Annotated in this window: 20 protein-coding genes; 16 read left to right on the top strand and 4 right to left on the bottom strand. The window is 72.0% G+C overall.

Features of this window, described 5'->3' with window-relative positions; translation table 11 throughout:
* Nucleotides 1-59: 59 nt before the first annotated feature.
* The 13 genes from moxJ to ASF22_RS06010 all read left to right on the top strand — a co-directional run bounded on the left by moxJ (nt 60) and on the right by ASF22_RS06010 (nt 10,772).
* On the top strand, nt 60-944 hold the full coding sequence (moxJ, locus tag ASF22_RS06070) for a methanol oxidation system protein MoxJ (protein WP_056169055.1): 885 nt from the start codon (nt 60-62) through the stop codon (nt 942-944).
* A gap of 83 nt (nt 945-1,027) precedes the next feature.
* A complete protein-coding gene (moxG, locus tag ASF22_RS06065) occupies nt 1,028-1,621 on the top strand; it encodes a cytochrome c(L), periplasmic (RefSeq protein WP_056262480.1) in 594 nt (197 codons plus the stop codon).
* 89 nt (nt 1,622-1,710) lie between these two features.
* Entirely contained in the window at nt 1,711-2,001 is a 291-nt protein-coding gene (locus tag ASF22_RS06060) for a methanol dehydrogenase [cytochrome c] subunit (protein ID WP_056168921.1), read from the top strand.
* 204 nt (nt 2,002-2,205) lie between these two features.
* Nucleotides 2,206-3,237, top strand: a complete 1,032-nt coding sequence (locus tag ASF22_RS06055; RefSeq protein ID WP_056262479.1) for a MoxR family ATPase — start codon at nt 2,206-2,208, stop codon at nt 3,235-3,237.
* A complete protein-coding gene (locus ASF22_RS06050; RefSeq protein WP_056262476.1) occupies nt 3,234-4,127 on the top strand; it encodes a DUF58 domain-containing protein in 894 nt (297 codons plus the stop codon). Before ASF22_RS06055 ends, ASF22_RS06050 begins: the two co-directional genes overlap by 4 nt.
* Nucleotides 4,127-5,050, top strand: a complete 924-nt coding sequence (locus ASF22_RS06045) for a hypothetical protein (protein ID WP_056262474.1) — start codon at nt 4,127-4,129, stop codon at nt 5,048-5,050. Before ASF22_RS06050 ends, ASF22_RS06045 begins: the two co-directional genes overlap by 1 nt.
* Complete coding sequence (locus tag ASF22_RS06040) at nt 5,050-6,114, top strand: vWA domain-containing protein (RefSeq protein WP_244474209.1); 1,065 nt, start codon at nt 5,050-5,052, stop codon at nt 6,112-6,114. The genes ASF22_RS06045 and ASF22_RS06040 overlap by 1 nt, the downstream gene beginning before the upstream one ends.
* 265 nt (nt 6,115-6,379) lie before the next feature.
* The gene (locus tag ASF22_RS06035) at nt 6,380-7,000 is read left to right on the top strand and encodes a hypothetical protein (RefSeq protein WP_056168934.1); all 621 of its coding nucleotides are present in this window, start codon (nt 6,380-6,382) and stop codon (nt 6,998-7,000) included.
* On the top strand, nt 6,997-7,995 hold the full coding sequence (locus ASF22_RS06030; RefSeq protein WP_056262472.1) for a vWA domain-containing protein: 999 nt from the start codon (nt 6,997-6,999) through the stop codon (nt 7,993-7,995). Before ASF22_RS06035 ends, ASF22_RS06030 begins: the two co-directional genes overlap by 4 nt.
* A 5-nt stretch (nt 7,996-8,000) precedes the next feature.
* Entirely contained in the window at nt 8,001-8,564 is a 564-nt protein-coding gene (locus tag ASF22_RS06025; RefSeq protein WP_056262470.1) for an SRPBCC family protein, read from the top strand.
* Entirely contained in the window at nt 8,561-9,529 is a 969-nt protein-coding gene (locus ASF22_RS06020) for a YncE family protein (protein WP_348271125.1), read from the top strand. Before ASF22_RS06025 ends, ASF22_RS06020 begins: the two co-directional genes overlap by 4 nt.
* Nucleotides 9,526-10,134, top strand: coding sequence for a hypothetical protein (locus tag ASF22_RS06015; RefSeq protein ID WP_244474208.1), 609 nt, complete (start codon nt 9,526-9,528; stop codon nt 10,132-10,134). The genes ASF22_RS06020 and ASF22_RS06015 overlap by 4 nt, the downstream gene beginning before the upstream one ends.
* Nucleotides 10,131-10,772, top strand: coding sequence for a response regulator transcription factor (locus tag ASF22_RS06010; protein WP_056168945.1), 642 nt, complete (start codon nt 10,131-10,133; stop codon nt 10,770-10,772). The genes ASF22_RS06015 and ASF22_RS06010 overlap by 4 nt, the downstream gene beginning before the upstream one ends.
* Before the next feature lie 24 nt (nt 10,773-10,796).
* Here ASF22_RS06010 and ASF22_RS06005 read toward each other — a convergent pair whose 3' ends face one another.
* Together ASF22_RS06005 and ASF22_RS06000 are read right to left on the bottom strand one after the other, a co-directional pair.
* Entirely contained in the window at nt 10,797-11,411 is a 615-nt protein-coding gene (locus ASF22_RS06005; protein WP_056262467.1) for a flavin reductase family protein, read from the bottom strand.
* A 5-nt stretch (nt 11,412-11,416) separates the two neighbouring features.
* The gene (locus ASF22_RS06000) at nt 11,417-11,980 is read right to left on the bottom strand and encodes a nitroreductase (protein WP_056262464.1); all 564 of its coding nucleotides are present in this window, start codon (nt 11,978-11,980) and stop codon (nt 11,417-11,419) included.
* Nucleotides 11,981-12,171: 191 nt separating this feature from the next.
* On the opposite strand from ASF22_RS06000, the gene ASF22_RS05995 reads away from it, so the two are divergent.
* The 3 genes from ASF22_RS05995 to cysC are packed head-to-tail and all read left to right on the top strand — an operon-like array spanning nt 12,172 to nt 14,067.
* Nucleotides 12,172-13,077, top strand: a complete 906-nt coding sequence (locus ASF22_RS05995) for a hypothetical protein (RefSeq protein WP_156647624.1) — start codon at nt 12,172-12,174, stop codon at nt 13,075-13,077.
* 38 nt (nt 13,078-13,115) lie between these two features.
* Complete coding sequence (locus ASF22_RS05990) at nt 13,116-13,505, top strand: hypothetical protein (RefSeq protein WP_056262662.1); 390 nt, start codon at nt 13,116-13,118, stop codon at nt 13,503-13,505.
* Between the two features lie 28 nt (nt 13,506-13,533).
* Nucleotides 13,534-14,067: an adenylyl-sulfate kinase gene (gene cysC / locus ASF22_RS05985; protein WP_244472920.1), complete on the top strand. Its 534-nt coding sequence runs from the start codon at nt 13,534-13,536 to the stop codon at nt 14,065-14,067.
* Between the two features lie 12 nt (nt 14,068-14,079).
* Here the strand turns inward: cysC and ASF22_RS24755 are convergent, their stop codons facing one another.
* On the bottom strand, nt 14,080-14,685 hold the full coding sequence (locus tag ASF22_RS24755) for a hypothetical protein (RefSeq protein ID WP_056168962.1): 606 nt from the start codon (nt 14,683-14,685) through the stop codon (nt 14,080-14,082).
* Entirely contained in the window at nt 14,682-14,861 is a 180-nt protein-coding gene (locus ASF22_RS05975) for a hypothetical protein (RefSeq protein ID WP_156368878.1), read from the bottom strand. Before ASF22_RS05975 ends, ASF22_RS24755 begins: the two co-directional genes overlap by 4 nt.
* Nucleotides 14,862-14,940 lie beyond the last annotated feature (79 nt).

Below are 14,940 nucleotides of genomic sequence, written 5' to 3'. Positions count from 1 at the left end.
GACCCGAGATATGCCGCCGTCGCGCAGCCCAGAACACAACCGAACAACGGATGTCCCCCATGTCGCTCGTCACCGGACGTCGCCGCGCGGCGCTGGCCGCCTCGCTCTCGGCCGGCGCGCTCCTGGCGCTGGGTTTCGTGTCCTCCGTTCATGCGGCCGAGGACGTGAAAGCCTCGGCCCCGGCCGACGACAAGACCCTTCGCGTCTGCGCGGCGGTGCAGCCGCCCCTCTCCATGAAGGACGGATCGGGCCTCGAGAACCGGATCGCGAGCGCCGTGGCCGAAGCCATGGACCGCAAGGTTCAGTTCGTCTGGTCCGAGAAGCCGGCGATCTACCTCGTCCGCGATGGGCTCGACAAGAAGCTCTGCGATGTGGTGGTCGGCCTCGACAGCGACGACCCGCGCGTCCTCGTCTCCAAGCCGTACTATCGCAGCGGCTACGTCTTCATCACCCGCGCCGACCGCGACCTCGACATCAAGTCCTGGGCCGACCCGCGCCTGAAGAGCGTCGACCACATGGTGGTCGGCTTCGGCACCCCCGGCGAGGCGATGCTGAAGGATATCGGCCGCTACGAGGAGGACATGGCCTACCTCTACTCGCTGGTGAATTTTCGCGCCCCGCGCAACCAGTATACGCAGATCGACCCGGCCCGGATGATCAGCGAAGTCGCCGGCGGCAAGGCCGACGTCGCCGTGGCCTTCGGGCCCGATGTGGCCCGCTACGTCAAGGATTCGAGCACGCCGCTCCGGGTGACGCCGGTGCCCGACGACACCGTGCGCAGCGACGGCCAGAAGATGCCCCAGAGCTTCGACCAGTCCATGGGCGTGCGCCGGGACGACACCGCCCTGAAGGCCGCCCTCGATGCCGGGATCGCGAAGGCGAAGCCCCAGATCGACGCGATCCTGAAGCAGGAAGGGGTGCCCCTCTCCGTCGCTTCGAACTGATCCGCGCCAGCCCCGGGCCGCTCGCAGGGGCGGCCCGCCCAGAACCCGACCGGTCGGTCGGAGAACCCCATCAGAGCGATTTCATGCGTCATCTCAAAGGCCTTCTGGCCGGATTCGTCGGCCTCGGCTTCGCGGCCGCCGGGCTGTCCGCCCTCGCGCAGCCGGCCTCCGGCCCGCAGAGCGGGTTCGTGTTCCGCAACACTGTGACGGGCGAGCAGCTCGACGTCTCCCAGGGCAAGGAGGGCGGCCGCGACACGCCGGCCGTGAAGGAGTTCTTCCAGACCGGCAAGAACCTCTACATCGACGACAAGTCCTGCCTGCGCAACGGCGAGTCCCTGTTCGCCACCTCGTGCTCGGGCTGTCACGGGCATCTGGCCGAGGGCAAGCTCGGGCCCGGCCTGAACGACAATTACTGGACCTACCCGTCCAACACCGAGGATACCGGCCTGTTCGCCACCATCTTCGGCGGCGCCAACGGCATGATGGGTCCGCACAACGAGAACCTCACGCCCGACGAGATGCTGCAGACCATCGCCTGGATCCGCCATCTCTATACCGGCCCGGTGAAGGATGCGGTCTGGCTCAGTGCGGACCAGAAGAAGACTTACACCCCCTACAAGCAGGGTGAGACCTTCCCCACGGACGTGAAGGGCCAGTGCAAGCCGCTGGAGAACTAGCGTCCCTGGGAAGCCACGCCGCGCCTCGACCGCGCGGTGAACGATGAGCGGCCCACGCGCCGCGCCAACCATAAACGGAGGAGACGAACATGCGGACGTTCATTTTTGCGGTGGCGTTGGGTACTGGCGCGGTGCTCGCTGCCCCGGCGATGGCCTACGACGGCACCAAGTGCAAGGCCGCCGGCAATTGCTGGGAGCCCAAGCCCGGCTTCCCCGAGAAGATCGCCGGCTCGAAGTACGATCCCAAGCACGATCCGAAGGAACTCAACAAGCAGTCCGAGTCGATCAAGGGCATGGAAGAGCGCAACGCCCGTCGCATCGAGGCCGCGAAGAAGTCCGGCAAGTTCGAATACGACGTCACCAAGCTGTCGGCGAACTGAAGCCACGACGCGCCCTGCCTATCCGCGACTGGCGCGCCGACCCCTCTCCCCGCTTGCGGGGAGAGGACCGCAGACACCCTGCCGTGTTCGCGGTGAGCGAGAGGCGAAGCCGAAGCGAGGGGGGCGCTCGTAGACCCCGTCGAGGTTCCACCCCTTGGATGCCGTGCACCCGCTTCTCATAAAGTAAACCAAGGCCCCCGCGTGATGAACGAGACCCGCCCCGGCGACGCGATGCTCACCGATTGGCGCGAGGCCGCCGGCCGGTTCGAGCGGGCCGTGAGCGACGCGGTGGTCGGTCAGGCGCGGGCGATCCGCCTCCTCACCATCGCGATCTTCGCCCGCGGCCACGTTCTGCTGGAGGGCGATGTCGGCGTCGGGAAGACCACCCTGCTGCGGGCCGTCGCCCGGGCGCTGGGCGGCGCCTACGAGCGCGTCGAGGGCACCGTCGACATGATGCCCACCGACCTGATCTACCACACCTACCTCGCCGAGGACGGGCGCCCCCGCGTCGAGCCCGGGCCGGTGCTGCGCCGGGCCGAGGACCTGTCGATCTTCTTCTTCAACGAGATCAACCGCGCCCGGCCCCAGGTGCATGCCCTGCTCCTGCGCCTCATGGCCGAGCGCAGCCTGACCGCGTTCAACCGCGAGTACCATTTCCCCAACCTGCAGGTCTTCGCCGACCGCAACCGCGTCGAGCGCGAGGAGACCTTCGAGCTGCCGGCCGCCGCCCGCGACCGCTTCCTCATGGAGATCGGGATGGAGGCCCCGCGCGACGCCGAGAGCCGCCGCGCCCTGGTGTTCGATCCGCGCTTCCACGACACCGACACCCTCATCGCGGGCATCGACGCCGATGTTCTCGATCACGCGGCGATCCCCGGCATCGCCCGCGCGATCCAGCACGGCATCCAGGCGAGCCCAGCCATCGAAACCTACGTCGTCGGCCTGTGGGAGGCCCTGGTGCGGCCGGGCTCCGCCGGCATCCGGCTCCCCGGCATCGACATGGAGGCCCTGGTGCAGGGCGGGGCGTCGCCGCGCGGCGTCGCCTTCCTCGTGCGCGCCGCCAAGGTCCGCGCCTGGCTGGAGGGCCGGGAATGGCTGGTGCCCGAGGACATCCGCGCCGTGTTCCCCGAGGTGATGGCCCACCGCGTCTTCCTCGAACCGGTCTACGAGATGCGCCGCGCCACCCTCGTGCCCGAGCTCTGCCGCACCGTGTTCGACACGGTGCCGGCCCCATGACGGTGCTGGATGCGGCGCCGGCCGATGCCGCGCCGGCCGATGCCGGCCCGGAGGCCGACATCGTCTACCGGCCGCGCGGGCGGGTGCCCGGGACGGCGGTGGGTGCCCATCGCGGCCGCGACGCCGGGGGGCTCGGCACCTTCCGCGATCAGGTGCCGTTCCTGCGCATGCCGGATGCCCGCCGCATCGACGTGCGCGCCACCCTGCGGGATCCGTTCGAGGGCACCCATGTGCGCCGCTTCGAGAGCCGCACGGCCATCGAGGTCTGGGCCCTCGTCGATCTTTCCGCCTCCATGCGCTACCGCGGCGCGGCCGACCGGATGGCGCTCGCCGCCGCCCTGTGCGGGGGGCTCGCGGCGTCGGCCACCCGCATCGGCGACGGCTTCGGCCTCATGGGCTGCGACGGGACCTTGCGGGAGGACGTGTCGATGCCCGTCACCCGCCGACGCGGGATCGGCGCCTCCGTCCGGGCCCGCCTGCTCGCGGCGCGCTGCACCGGCGCGCGGGCCGACGGCATGCACGAAGCCGCCCGCCGCCTCGTCGGACGCTCCAAGATCGTGTTCGTGGTCTCGGATTTCCGCTGGCCCGAAGCGCTCATCGTGGAGGTCTTCGCCTCCCTCGCCCGCCACGACATCGTGCCCGTGGTGCTGGCCGACGCCTCCGAGGACGAGGATCTGCCCGCCTGGGGCCTGATGGAACTCGACGACCTCGAGGGCGCCGGGCGCCGCACGGTGTTCATGCGCCCGGCGCTCCGCCGGCGCTGGCTCGCCCACGAGCGGGCCCGCGCCGACACCCTGCGCCGCATCGCCATGACCTACGGCCGCCCGCCGTTCCGCCTCGAAGGGCCCTTCGAGTCCGACGCCCTCACCCGCCACCTCATCGGGACGTGATGCGCGGTCTTATCCCTGTTCTGGTGGTCCTCCTCGCCGTGTCGGGCGCGGCCGAGGCTCAGGTGCGCACCGTCGAGGTTCGCGCGCCGCGCGCCTTCGGCTACGTCCTCGGCGACCTCGTGCGGGCGCAGGCCGACATCGTCGTGGATGCGGGCTTCACCCTCCAGAGGGCGTCCCTGCCGCAAGCCGGCCCCCTGGCCTACTGGCTCGACCTGCGCGACCTGCGCGTCGAGGACTCCGTCGCGGGCGATGCCCGGCGGGTGCGGATCTTTCTGACCTACCAGAACTTCTATGCCGCCCTCGACGTCCGCGGCCTCGAGATCCCGGGCTTTGCCGTGACCTTCGAGAGCGCCAGTGCGCATGGCGCCACCACCACGACGGCGCAGGTTCCGGCCTGGCAGTTCACCATCTCACCCCTACGGGAGGTGGTGCCGCCCGCCCGCGAGAACCCGGCCGACTATATGCGGCCCGACGGGCGCGTCGCCGCCGTCGATGTACAGCCCCTGTGGTGGCGGGCCGGAGGCGTCGCGGCCCTCGCCCTCCTGGCCTTCGGGGCGCTCGCCCGCGACCGGGCCTGGGGGCCGTTCCGGGCCCGGCGCGGGCGCCCGTTCGGCGCCGCCCTGGCCAGCCTGCGCCGCCTCGCGCGCAGCCCCGACGCGGACGCCGCCTACGGGGACGCCCTGCGCGCGCTCCATCGCGGCCTCGATGCCACCGACGGCCGCCGGGTGCTGGCCGACGACCTGCCGGGCTTCCTCGCCCGCCACCCCGCCTGCCGCCCGGACGCGGCGGGTTTGCGCGACCTGCTCGCCGCCTCGCGCCTCGCCTTCTTCGGTCCCGGCCCCGCCGCCGCCCGCGCCGCCCTGCCCTGGCCCCAGCTCGAAGCCCTGGCCCGGCGCCTCGCCGCCGCCGAGCGGGCGGCGTGATGGGCGGCGCCACCCCGATGGAAGCCCTGTCCCGGTTCGCCGTCGACACCCCCCAGGTCCTGTGGCTGCTGCCGCTGGCCCTGTTGCCGTTCCGGGCGTCGGCCCAGCGCGTGGTGCCGGTGGCGGCCCTCGACGCCGGCCCGGCCGACCCGCTCTCGCGCGCCATCGGCTGGGCCCTGCGGTTCGCCGGATTCCTGGCGCTCGCCGGCCTCGTCGTCGGCATCGCCGGCCCGTATCGCCGGGGCGAGACGGTGACCCGCACCGGAATCGGCGCCCAGGTGTCGATCCTTGTCGACCGCTCGGGCAGCATGAACGAGACCTTCGCGGGGCGTCAGCCGTCCGGCGCCGAGGAATCGAAGGCCGCCGCCTCCCGCCGGTTGCTCGGCGACTTCGTCGGCAGCCGCGCCCACGACCAGTTCGCCGTGACCGCCTTCTCCACCGCCCCCATGCTGGTGGTGCCGATGACCGACCGGCACGAGGCCGTGCGCGCCGCCATCCGGGCCATCGACCGGCCGGGCCTCGACTACACCAACGTGGCCCGTGGCCTCGCCATGAGCCTGTCCCAGTTCGGGGCCCAGGGCGGGACCGTCTCGCGGGCGCTGCTCATCGTCTCCGACGGTGCGGCGGTGATCGATCCGCGCGTCCAGGGCACCCTGCGGGCCGAGTTCGCGAAGATCCGGCCCAACCTCTACTGGCTGTTCCTGCGCACCAAGGGCTCGCCCTCCATCGCCGACAAGCCCGCCGGGGAGGACACGCCCCAGGCGGCGCCCGAGCGCCACCTCGACCTGTTCTTCAAGAGCCTCGGCACGCCCTACCGCGCCTTCGAGGCGGAGGGCCCCGAGGCGGTGGCCGCCGCCATCCGACAGATCGAGGCCCTGGAGCGCGCCCCCATCCCCTACACCGAGCAGCGCCCGCGCCGCGACCTGTCGTGGGTGGCCTTCGGGGTGGCGCTGCTCGGGCTCCTCGTCCTCGTGGCGGGCAAGCTCACGGAGGCGGATGTGCGGCGCGGGCGCAGGGGTATTCCGCAGGTGGCCGAGGCTCCATCCGAAAGGATCGCCGCATGAACCCGGCTCCGCATCGTTTCACGACGCTCGTGAGCATCCCCCTCGCCCCGCTTGCGCGGAGAGGGTTTCGGACCCCTTGCCGGGGCCGAAACGAGGCGGCAGCCGAAGGTGAGGAGGCCGCTCCGCCCGAGGCTCGTCCGCCGAGACCCCCTCACCGTCGCTTCGGCTTCGCCTTCGCTCACCGCAGGCACGACGGGGTGCCTGCGGTCCTCTCCCCGCGTGGCGGGGAGAGGGGGACGCGCCCTATCGCCTTGGAGGCCACCCGATGACGGCGCTCGCTTTCCCCACCGAACGCGCCGGCCCCCTCCTCCGCGCCCGCATCGTCAACACCCTCCGGCGTGCCCGGCCGCGCCTGCTCCTCGCCCTGCCGGTGCTGCTCGGCCTCGCGGCCCTCGGGTTCGGCGTCGCGGCGTGGCGGGTGGCGCGCGACAACGCCGCGATCGGTGCCCTGCAGGCCGGGCGCGACGTGCCCGTGGGGACGGACGCCTCCGCCCCCCTGCTGCTCGCCCGGGTCCAGCACCTCGCCCGGCGCGGCCTGCCCGAGGGGATCGAGCCCCTCGTCGAGGCGCTCGCGCGGGCCGGCGACACCGACCGGGTGGCGCGCGCCCGCTACGCGCTGGCCAACACCCGCCTGCGGCAGGCCTTCTCCCATCTGGAGCGCGGCGACCTCGACCCGGCCGGGCCCCTCATCACCCTGGCGCGCCAGGATTACCGGCGCGCCCTGCAGAACGCGCCCGACCTCTGGGACGCCAAGTTCAACCTCGACGTCGCCTCGCGCCTCCTGCGCGACTTTCCCGAATTCGACCGCAAGACCGGCGACGAGCTGAAGGCCGAGCCGAAGCAGATCTGGACCGAGGTCCCGGGCCTCCCCAGGGGGGCACCATGAGGGTGCATCTCGCCCGCAACCTGCGCGACGGCCGGTTCCAGGCCCTGGCCGGGGCGGCTTTCCTCGTCGTCCTCGCCCTCGTGCTGCCGGCCGTGCCGCTGACCCGGACCGGGGTCTCGGTGCTGGCCGTGGTCGACATCACCGGCAGCATGATCGTGCGCGACTACGCGAGCGCCGACGGCAAGCCGGCGAGCCGCCTCGACACGGCGCGGGGGGCCCTGCGCGACCTCGTCACCGCCCTGCCCTGCGGCTCGCAGGTGGCGCTGGGCCTGTTCACCGAGCGCCGGCCGTTCCTCCTGTTCACGCCCATCGAGGTCTGCGCCGATTTCGCCCCCCTCGACGGAGCCCTGGCGGCCCTCGACTGGCGCATGGCCTGGGAGGGCGACAGCCGCATCTCCGCCGGCCTGTTCCGCGCCGTGGAGATGGCGGCCAGCCTCGATACCGACCTCCTCTTCGTCACGGACGGGCAGGAGGCGCCGCCCCTGCCCAGCACGGGCGGGCCGCGCTTCGAGGGCAAGCCCGGCGCCGTGCGCGGGCTCATCGTGGGGGCCGGCGCCTACGCCCTGTCGCCGATCCCGCGCTACAACGACCGCGGCCGCGAGATCGGCTTCTACGGGTCGGGCGACGTCCAGCAGGAGAACCGCTTCGGCCCGCCCCCGGCCGATGCCGAGAGCCGCGAGGGTTACAACCCGCGCAACGCCCCCTTCGGCGGCGTCGCCGCCACGGGCAACGAGCACCTCTCCTCCGTGCGCGAGCCCTACCTGAAGACCCTCGCGGGCGAGACCGGCCTCGCCTACGTCCATCTTGACGGGCCCGGCGGCCTGGCGGCTCCGCTCCGTGCCGCCGCGACCCCGCGCCCCTTGCCCGGCCGCCTCGACCTGCGCCCCGTCCTCGGCGGGGCCGCCCTGGCGCTGGCCCTCGCCGCCTTCCTGTTTCCCATGGTGCGCGCCCTCCCCTCGGGTCGCGCACGCGCCCTCACCCTGAAAAAGGCCTGATCCGTATGCGCCTCGTCGCCCCGACCGTGTTCCTCGCCCTGTTCGCCCTCGCCGCCCCGGTCACCGCCGTCTCGGTCACCCCCGTTTTGGCCCACGGCCCGACGCCGCAGAAGGTCGACCAGTCCGTCACCATCGCGGCCAAGCCCGAGGCGGTGTGGAAGGTGGTCGGCACCTTCGCGGCCATCGACACCTGGCACCCCGACGTCGCCAGGAGCGAGGCCGTCGACGGCAACGCCGCCGGGGGACGGCGCAAGGTCACGCTCAAGAACGGCGGCACCCTCGACGAGGGCCTCGACGAGATGAACGACAAGACCTTCACCTACTCGTACCGCCTGTCGGATGCCGACCTGAAGGCCCTGCCGGTCTCGTCCTACTCGGCCACCCTGACGGTGACGCCCGACGGCGACGGCTCCAAGGTCGAGTGGCTCGGCCGGTTCTACCGGGGCGACACCGGCAACGAGCCGCCCGAGGACCTGAGCGACGCCGCCGGCAAGGCGGCGATGAACGCCTATTTCGGCAACGGCCTGAAGGGTTTGAAGGCCAAGGTCGAGGGTGGCAAGGCCAAGTGATCGGGCGGGTCGCCACGCTCGCCCTCGCGGCCCTCCTCGCCGGCGCGGTCTCCGGCCCGGCCTTGGCGGAGAAGGGCTCGGCTGAGAAGGGCTTGGCCCAAACCGTCTACGCGGTGAGCCAGGAGGGCGGCACCCTGACGCCGGTGGCGCCGTCGGGGGCGGCGATCCCCGTGGGCAAGGGGCCGGCGCAGGTGGCGGCGGGGCCGGACGGGCGGCTCTACCTCGCCCATTCGGACACCCATACGGTGTCGGTGGTCGACGGGCCGAGCGGCGCGGTGCTGGCCCGCCTGCCCTTCGCGGGCCAGCCCTTCGGCGTCGCCGTGGCCCCGGATGGCCGGAGCCTGTTCGTCGGCGACTGGTCGGGGGCCCGCGTGGTGCGACTCTCCACCGCCACGGGTGCGGTGGAGGGCAGCGTCGGCGTCGGGCGCGATCCGGCGGGTCTCGTCCTCGACACGCGCGGCCGCCTCTACGTCGCCGACCGCGAGAGCCGTCAGGTCAGCGTGGTCGACACCGCGACCATGACCCGGATCGCCACCGTGCCCGTCGGCGAGGGACCGTTCGCCCTGGCGCTGAACCCGGCGCAGGACCGGCTCTACGTCGCTTGCGTGCGCAGCGGCGACCTCCACGCCATCGACACCGCCACCCTGACGATCGTCGGGCGCGCGGCCCTCGGCGGCATGCCGTACGGCGTCGCGGTGAGCGGCGACGGCGCGCGCATCCTGGTCACCAACCAGCAGGCCGGCACCCTCGTGGTCCTCGACGCGGCCCTGACGCCCGTCGCGACGATTCCCGTGGGCCGTTATCCCGAGGGCGTGGCGGTCTCGGGGGACAGGGCCTACGTGGCGAACTGGTTCTCGGATTCCGTCTCGGTGATCGACCTTCCCACCCTCACGGAGACGGCGCGGCTGCCCGTTGGCGAGGGACCGCGCGGCCTCGCCGTTCTGATGTCGAAGGAGATCCCATGACGGAGCGGCGGCGGCCTGCGCCCTTCCGGCGGCTCGCTCTTTGCCTCGTGCTCGGGCTTTCGGCCTGCGACAAGCCGGAGGAGCCCGCGGAGGCGTCGCGCGCGCCGGAGGAGCAGACGGTGGTGGCGACGAGATCGGATGCGGACATCCCGCCCTGGCTCTCGCCGACGGATGCCATGGAGCCGGCCCGCTGGCTCGCCAGCCGCGAACTCGGCCGCCCGGTGCCCGAGGTCGGATCAGGGGCCGATCACCTGCGCTACAGCCTCGCCCGCGCCAAGGACGCGTTCATCGAGGATCCCCGCATGGTGGCCAACCGCACGGTGCAGCTCGGGCAGATGCTGGTCGAGGCGGGCACGCCCGAGCCCTATGCCGACCTCCTCGACGGCCTGGAGGCCGTGGCGGCGGTGACCACGCGCAAGCAGCTCTACGGCGAGATGTGCCAGCAATACTACAACACCCGCCGGCAGGGCGCCGACCGGGCCACCGCCCTGGCCCGCCTCACGGAGCGCTACGCCGCGCAAGGAAGCGGGGACGACAGGGGGGGCGGGGATCACGACGGGAACGACAGATCAGGCCCGACCCCCGCTCCCGGGGCGGCGCGATGACGAGCGTCCTCATCGTGGACGACCATCCGGTGATCCTGCGGGGCTTCCGCCGCATCATGGAGGACGCCGGGGTCGAGACCGTCCACGAGGCCACCGACATCGTCGGCGGCTACCGCCTGTTCCACCGCCTGCGGCCCGGCATGGTGGTGGCCGACCTCACCTTCCGCACGGGGGCGCTGGCGGGCCTGTCGCTGATCCGCCAGATCCGCGCCCTGGAGCGCGACACCCGCATCCTCGCTTTCAGCATGCACGACGATCCCGTGATCGTGTCGCGTGCCCTGGAGAGCGGGGCCACGGGCTACGTGTTGAAGGACGTGCCGGCGGCGCAGTTCCACGCGGCGTTCGAGACCGTGCGGGCCGGGCGGAGCTACCTCGACCACGACCTCGCCACCCGCGTCGCGGTGCTGGGCCTCGCCGGGCAGCGGGCGCCGCTCGCCGACCTCACGGCCCGCGAACTCCAGATCCTGTCCCTGCTCGGCCGGGGCCAGTCCTACCAGACCATCGCGGACGGCCTCGCCGTGAGCTACCGCACGGTGATCGGCGCCTGCGCCAGCCTGCGGCACAAGCTCGGCGTGCGGACGCTCGCCGAACTCATCCACGTGGCCGTCTCGCAGGGCGAGGGCGGCCTGACGCGGTGAGGCGCCTTCTCTGACGGGGCCGAGTTACCGGCCCCCGCCGCCCGCCGGCCGCTCGAGGGAGAAGCGCGTCTCCGGCTCGGCGGTGAAGTAGTCGAAGGCGCCCGCGCGCAGGATCGGCCGCATCGCTCCGGTGTCGACGACGCCGTCCACGATGAAGGCGTCGTCGATGTAGATCGACACCACCTGCCCGATCACCAGGAAGTGGTTCGCGTCCCCGCCGCCGAGCGGCGTCAGCGGCACCGTCTGCACCCACTTGCACTCGATGGCGGCGGGCGATTCCCCCACCCGTGGCGGCCGCACATTTCGCGATGGGACTGGCGTGAGACCCGCGAAATCGAACTCGCTCTGCCCGCGCGGCAGCGGGGCCGAGGTGGCGTTCACGGCCTCCCGCAGGGCGTAGGTGGCGAAGTTGCACACGAACTCGCCGCCCTCCTCCGCGAAGGTCATGGCGTCCTTGCGGCCCGAGGACGAGAACATCACCATGTCGGGCCCCGAGGCCACGGCGTTGAAGTACGAATAGGGCGCCAGGTTCACTTCACCGGCCCGGTTCATCGCGCTGATCCAGCCGATGGGACGGGGCGCGACGAGGGCCTTCAGCGGATTGTGCGGCAGGCCCTTGGTTTCGGAATCGTAATGCATGGGGCTCAGATCCGGGTGACGATGTCGGACAGCACCGGCCGGGGCCGGTCGCCCGGAACCTCCTGGGGATGGCCGATGTGGATGAAGCCCGCGAGCTTCTCGCTCGGGGCGAGCCCGAGGGCGTCGAGGACGCGCCGGTCGTAGGCGTACCATTCCGTCAGCCAGGACGTGGCGTAGCCCGCCGCGTTGGCGGCGACCACGAGGTTCATGCACACGGCGCCCGCCGACAGCACCTGCTCCCATTCGGGGATCTTCACGTGCGGCCCGGCGCGGGACACCACCACCACCACCACGGGGGCGTGGGCGAGGCGGGCCCGCTCCAGATCGAGCCGGCCGGAATCCGCCTCCGGATGGTCGGCCGCGTAGGTGTCGGCGATGACGGTGCCGATTCGCACCCGCGCCTCGCCCGCGATGACGAGGAAGCGCCAGGGCGCGAGCTTGCCGTGGTCCGGCACCCGGGCGGCCAGCGTGAGGAGCGCGTCGAGTTCGGCCGGCGCCGGGCCGGGGCCGTCGAGGCGCATCGGGGGCACGGAGCGGCGGGTGCGCAGGAGATCGAGGGTGGCGTTCATCGAGACCTTTTGCGAGACCTTTTGGGAGGGATGAGGCGGAGTCCGTTGGAGTCTTGCGGTGCTGCGCGTGATCTAGCATGGATCTCGGGCCGAGAACGCCGGTCATGCCGTCGCCACGCTCCGGTTCCAGAGCATGGGGATCGGACGCGCGAAGGATGCGCGAAGGGAGAGGTCGCATGACGAGGGACCCGATGCTCGGCGCCGCACTGACGGTCGCACTGTCGGCCCTTCTGGCGACGCCCGGCGGCGCCCAGGAGAGCGGCTTCCACAACCGGATCGGGCCGAACCTGCCGACCCCCTCCGTCACCGGGCCGGAGCTGCCGCCGCCCGTGGCCCAGGCCGACGCCGCCCTGAGCCTCAAGGCGGTGTTCGCCGGCAGCGACAAGCCCATGCGCTCGGGGCTGGCCTGGCGCATCTACGAGGACCGCGCCGACGGCGTGCGGCCGGGCATCGTCGCGCGCTCGGAGGCGGCCGAGCCGACCTTCACCCTGGCGCCCGGCGCCTACGTGGCCACGGTCACGTACGGTTTCGCCAGCGCCTCGAAGCGTCTCACCATGGCGGGGGTGCCGGTCTCCGACGGGCTCAGGGTCAATGCCGGAGCCCTCAAGCTCTCGGGCGCCATCGGCGACGTGAAGATCCCGCCCGCCGAGGTGGCGTTCTCGGTGTTCGTGCCCATCGGCACCAATTCCGAGGGGCGCCTGGTGCGCAGCGGCGTCAAGGCCGGCGAGCTGCTGCGCCTGCCCGAGGGCACCTACCACGTGGTCTCGACCTACGGGGAATCGAACGCCATCCAGCGGGCCGACCTCAAGGTCGAGAACGGCAAGGTAACCGACGCGACCCTCAGCCACCACGCCGCCACCGTCACCCTCAAGCTCGTGGCCGCCGCCGGGGCCGAGGCCTTCGCGGGCACTGCCTTCAGCGTCCTGACGCCGGGCGGCGACACCATCCGGGAGGCCATCGGCGCGTTCCCCCAGGTGGTCCTGGCGGAGGGCGACTACGTGCTCATCGCCCGCCACGACGGGCAGGTCTACACCCGCGAGTTCAAGGTCGAGAGCGGGCTGGACCGGGACATCGAGGTGGTCGCCAAGGCGACGTGACCCTCGCCCTGATCGCTCCGTCGCCGCGAGACCGCCCCATGATCCTTCACCGCTGGATTTCCGTCGGCCTGACCTTCGTCACGCTCGTCGCCCCGGCCGCGCACGCCCAGCCCCTCCCGGAGGCCTCCGCGCTTCCGCCGGAGATCGCGCAGGCCGCCGTCGCGCTCCTCGGCCGGGGCCTGAAGGCGCCCGAGACCGCGCGCTTCGACCGGCTCCGCATGGGCCGGGCCGGGGCCGTCTGCGGCCAGGTGGACACCACGAACCGGATGGGCCAACACGTCGGGCCGCGCGGCTTCGTCGCCGATCTGGAGGCGGGCTTCGCCGCCCTCGTCCCGGACGGGGCGGAGCTGCGCAACCCGGCGAGCCCGGCGCATTACGCGGCGATGCAGAGGGCGCTGGCGCTGTTTGCCGCCAACTGCGCGGCCTGATAGGCCGCCCAGCATGAAGGAGTCGCCCATGACACCCGCCCTCACGAAGCCCGCCATCGTCTGGCTCACGGGCCTGTCCGGCGCGGGCAAATCGGCCACGGCCGAAGCGCTGCAGGACCTGCTCGCCGCGCAGGGACACCAGGCCACGATCCTCGACGGCGACGAACTGCGCCAGGGCCTCAGCCGCGACCTCGGCTTCGGCGACGCCGCCCGCATCGAGAACATCCGCCGGGCGGCCGAGGTGGCGCGCATCCTGGCGCGCTCCGGCATCGTCACCATCGTCTCGCTGATCTCGCCGTTCCGCAAGGAGCGCGCCCAGGCCCGCGCCATCGCGGGGGAGATCCCGTTCCTCGAAGTCTACGTCGATGCGCCGCTGGCCGTGTGCGAGAAGCGCGACCCCAAGGGCCTCTATCGCCGCGCCCGTGCCGGCCTGATCCCGAACTTCACCGGCATCGACTCCGCCTACGAGGCGCCGGCCGAGCCGGACCTCCACCTGCACACGGATGCGGGCACGCCGCAGGACGGCGCCGCGCGCGTGGCCGTGGCGTTGGGCAAGCTCTGAAGGGCTGAGGGCCTATCGGATGGGAAGCGGCAGAAACAGGCCTAGGATACACCGCGGGTTGCGGACGGCGATCTGCGAGTGGCTTCGCCGCATGTATCCCGCGCCCGGGTAGAGCTCACCGCCCTCCGTGAACATCCCCCTCACGGTATCGTAGGGTTCCAGTTCGGGGACCCCCTTCCCCGCACTGTCGATCATGCTGTGAAGATGTTTGATCACGGCCCGGTCCAGGAACCGCAACAGACGATCGGAATTCGGGGCGCCCTTGACGTTTCGGTTTTCCGGTAGCGGCAGGCCCGCCATCGTCTGCGTTGCCACGAAGGAATCGTAAGCCAACCGAACGATCCCGAGATCCTCGCGATTGGTCAGATCGAGGCAATGTCTCAAATCGATGACCGCACCCACGACGAAGGGCTTTGCCGTCGTTGAGGTCGCGAACTTCGCTTCGGCCCATTCCCAGGCGCGTTTCGGATCGGACTCCCAGAAATACGCCCCGGGCCCGAGCCAGTCGTAGTCCTTGTCGCTCTGAATGAGTGCGGTATCGCCACGGATTGCCTCGCGCCCGATGGCTTCGTCGCATCCGTGGTAACCCAGGACGAAGGAAGTCGCGAGACGGCTCAAGCGGCGCGTGTCGCCTTCTCGTCCGGACCACCGAAAGTCGCGCGAAGCTCGCCGTCCTTCGTATAGATGCCCTCCTCGATGAGGGCCGCCCGCGCGGCAGCGGGACTTGCCGTATTCGCGGCGGTACGCTTGGCGATCAGAACCTTGATGGCCGCACGACGCTTTTCATCCGTCATGATCCCGGCACCTCCGACGTCGATCGCGCATGGCAGCGCGCCGTTGATCCCCAATCATAGGAAGAAACGCGGCGGACGT

Origin of the sequence: Methylobacterium sp. Leaf87, from assembly GCF_001422775.1 — a bacterium.
In the GTDB taxonomy this organism is placed as follows: Bacteria; Pseudomonadota; Alphaproteobacteria; order Rhizobiales; family Beijerinckiaceae; genus Methylobacterium.
The sequence above is the reverse complement of the archived record's forward strand: the minus strand, read 5'-3'. Positions and strand labels throughout refer to the sequence as shown.

Excerpts from the sequence above, each read along its gene's own strand:
- moxJ (WP_056169055.1), top strand. The coding sequence starts at position 60 with ATGTCGCTCGTCACCGGACGTCGCCGCGCGGCGCTGGCCGCCTCGCTC.
- moxG (WP_056262480.1), top strand. The coding sequence starts at position 1,028 with ATGCGTCATCTCAAAGGCCTTCTGGCCGGATTCGTCGGCCTCGGCTTC.
- ASF22_RS06060 (WP_056168921.1), top strand. The coding sequence starts at position 1,711 with ATGCGGACGTTCATTTTTGCGGTGGCGTTGGGTACTGGCGCGGTGCTC.
- ASF22_RS06055 (WP_056262479.1), top strand. The coding sequence starts at position 2,206 with ATGAACGAGACCCGCCCCGGCGACGCGATGCTCACCGATTGGCGCGAG.
- ASF22_RS06050 (WP_056262476.1), top strand. The coding sequence starts at position 3,234 with ATGACGGTGCTGGATGCGGCGCCGGCCGATGCCGCGCCGGCCGATGCC.
- ASF22_RS06045 (WP_056262474.1), top strand. The coding sequence starts at position 4,127 with ATGCGCGGTCTTATCCCTGTTCTGGTGGTCCTCCTCGCCGTGTCGGGC.
- ASF22_RS06040 (WP_244474209.1), top strand. The coding sequence starts at position 5,050 with ATGGGCGGCGCCACCCCGATGGAAGCCCTGTCCCGGTTCGCCGTCGAC.
- ASF22_RS06035 (WP_056168934.1), top strand. The coding sequence starts at position 6,380 with ATGACGGCGCTCGCTTTCCCCACCGAACGCGCCGGCCCCCTCCTCCGC.
- ASF22_RS06030 (WP_056262472.1), top strand. The coding sequence starts at position 6,997 with ATGAGGGTGCATCTCGCCCGCAACCTGCGCGACGGCCGGTTCCAGGCC.
- ASF22_RS06025 (WP_056262470.1), top strand. The coding sequence starts at position 8,001 with ATGCGCCTCGTCGCCCCGACCGTGTTCCTCGCCCTGTTCGCCCTCGCC.
- ASF22_RS06015 (WP_244474208.1), top strand. The coding sequence starts at position 9,526 with ATGACGGAGCGGCGGCGGCCTGCGCCCTTCCGGCGGCTCGCTCTTTGC.
- ASF22_RS06010 (WP_056168945.1), top strand. The coding sequence starts at position 10,131 with ATGACGAGCGTCCTCATCGTGGACGACCATCCGGTGATCCTGCGGGGC.
- ASF22_RS06005 (WP_056262467.1), bottom strand. The coding sequence starts at position 11,411 with ATGCATTACGATTCCGAAACCAAGGGCCTGCCGCACAATCCGCTGAAG.
- ASF22_RS06000 (WP_056262464.1), bottom strand. The coding sequence starts at position 11,980 with ATGAACGCCACCCTCGATCTCCTGCGCACCCGCCGCTCCGTGCCCCCG.
- ASF22_RS05995 (WP_156647624.1), top strand. The coding sequence starts at position 12,172 with ATGCTCGGCGCCGCACTGACGGTCGCACTGTCGGCCCTTCTGGCGACG.
- ASF22_RS05990 (WP_056262662.1), top strand. The coding sequence starts at position 13,116 with ATGATCCTTCACCGCTGGATTTCCGTCGGCCTGACCTTCGTCACGCTC.
- cysC (WP_244472920.1), top strand. The coding sequence starts at position 13,534 with ATGACACCCGCCCTCACGAAGCCCGCCATCGTCTGGCTCACGGGCCTG.
- ASF22_RS05975 (WP_156368878.1), bottom strand. The coding sequence starts at position 14,861 with ATGACGGATGAAAAGCGTCGTGCGGCCATCAAGGTTCTGATCGCCAAG.